The 1,862-nt window shown below is 43.3% G+C and carries 4 protein-coding genes; 1 reads left to right on the top strand and 3 read right to left on the bottom strand.

Translation table 11 applies throughout. The features are described 5' to 3' along the window. The coding region (locus ACQ4WZ_RS27025) for a replication initiation protein (protein WP_436574919.1) at positions 1 to 721 on the top strand (721 nt) is incomplete at its 5' end. Positions 722 to 759: 38 nt separating this feature from the next. Here the strand turns inward: ACQ4WZ_RS27025 and ACQ4WZ_RS27020 are convergent. From ACQ4WZ_RS27020 to ACQ4WZ_RS27010, 3 genes are all read right to left on the bottom strand, one after another. Further along, positions 760 to 990, bottom strand: coding sequence for a hypothetical protein (locus ACQ4WZ_RS27020; protein WP_007755891.1), 231 nt, complete (start codon positions 988 to 990; stop codon positions 760 to 762). Between the two features lie 18 nt (positions 991 to 1,008). Then, positions 1,009 to 1,461, bottom strand: a complete 453-nt coding sequence (mbpC, locus tag ACQ4WZ_RS27015; RefSeq protein ID WP_007755893.1) for a mobilization protein MbpC — start codon at positions 1,459 to 1,461, stop codon at positions 1,009 to 1,011. Further along, positions 1,418 to 1,862, bottom strand: a 445-nt coding sequence (locus tag ACQ4WZ_RS27010; RefSeq protein ID WP_436574918.1) for a relaxase family protein, incomplete at its 5' end; no start/stop codon positions are given. The genes ACQ4WZ_RS27010 and mbpC, both read right to left, overlap by 44 nt.

Genomic DNA, 1,862 nt, shown 5'->3' with positions numbered 1-1,862 from the left:
ACTGTTATCTCTACAAAAGAAAATCTTTACCTATGAGGATGAAAAAGAATGGATAAGCATTTCTATTATTGCATTGCCAAAGATAAAGAAGCGTTCATCTGTTGTATCATTCCAAATAGACTCACACATATGGGACTGCTGCTTAGATTTTTCAAAAGGGTTTCGCAAATACGAATTAGCCACTGCGATGAAGTTTAAGAGTGTATATTCTATGCGGTTCTACGAACTTTTAAGCGGTCAGAAAACAAAACTAATCTATCCACTTGAACAGCTCAAAGAAATGTTTAAAGTACAAGATAAATACGCAAAGACAAACGATTTTGTCCGGAAAGTAATTGAACCTGCAAAAAATGAGCTGGACGAACTAAGTCCTTATACATTCGAATGGTCCGCAAACAAGGAGGGGAAAAAAATTGTAAGTTTCAACTTCTATCCAATATTCAAGCCAGAGCATCGTGATGCAGAGCTATACAAAAAAGAGCTACAAAAGCAAACCGGGCTTTCATGGGATTTAGGTAGGCAAGTGATAAGTTACTTAAAAACATCTTTGGAGTTCTCCGATAAAGAAATCAAAAACAACCGGGATTTATTTGTAACAGCACAAATGGAACTTCCAGACATCATGACAGAACTCGCCATACTTAGAGGAAAATCAAGGACAAAAACAAATCCAAAAGGGTGGATTATAAACGCCCTTAAAGGGAAAATCAAGGATAAGTGACAAGATTACCCCGGTATATTTCAGCCGGGGTAATCTTGTCAAATCAGAGGAACGATTTCCATTTCTACACCAAGCTCTTTCATCTGCCGCTGTATTTCCTCGCTGCTTAGTTTCTCTTTCGCCAGTACAAGCCCATGAAAGGCGTCCCAGCCTGCCGGCTTCGAAACGATACTACCGTTTAGGACAGCATGGGTGATTTCGCCGCCGGACTTCGCACCCTTGTTCAGTATGAAGAAGAACCGGGGTTCTTCGTGTTCCGTTGTTCCCATAATTCGTAAAGTTAGAGTTTATTTGTTTCCCTTTTGTTCCCTTGCCTGCTCTTGGAAGTATTCATAATACTGCTTGTAGTTGTCCCGGTCTTTGGCTGCATCCGTCCAAAGATAGCACATGAAACAAGCGAACAATAGGGAGATAACAGCACAAAGGATTGAGTAGAACGAAATCCGTTTGTCCACATAACCGCCGTTTTTCATTCTGTACCCCTGCCGTTCAAAGTCCGACAATACGTTTTTTAGGCGATTTTCGGCACTTTCGAGGCTTTTCCCGTCTATTTGTACCTTTCGGGATGTTGCATCCTCTATGCGCTTTGTATAGGCTTCAATACGTCCCATTTCTTGAAAAAACAGTTCTATCGCAAGCTGCGGGTTAACCTTTGGTGCTGTGTCTTTTCTTTTCCGGGGGCTGTACTGTCCCTGCTTAACGGTGGAAGCTACCGCTTCCGGATGTGAGTTTGTTTCCATGAGATATGTTCATTGAGTTATATTTCAGTTTGCTTTGTGTCCGCTCGATATGGGCGAGAGTGTAGCCTTTCCCTATCTCGCTCGCCTTATACTCCGTACCGCTTCGGGCTGTGACGTAGTAGCCGTTAAGTTTTCCGGTGCTTGCCCTGGCTTCCCGAACTTTAAAACCTCTCCTACCAAGTTCTTCCTTGAATTTAGTCAAGTCAAAGCCCTGCATCTTCTTCAATACGTCGTCCATGGCTTCCTTGATTTCCGCTTTGTTGGCTTTGCCGATGTCCTGCGACTGTACAAAGTTCCGTTCCTTGGCTATGGCGTTGGCGGCTTCCGTTGCCTTTTTCCCTATCCAGTTATCCCGGTACAGTTCCCCGGAAAGGGAAACCCGGTTTGCCAGTATATGCAGG

It is taken from the genome of Janthinobacterium darwini (genome assembly GCF_051380905.1).
In the GTDB taxonomy this organism is placed as follows: Bacteria; Pseudomonadota; Gammaproteobacteria; order Burkholderiales; family Burkholderiaceae_D; genus Janthinobacterium.
The sequence above is the reverse complement of the archived record's forward strand: the minus strand, read 5'-3'. Positions and strand labels throughout refer to the sequence as shown.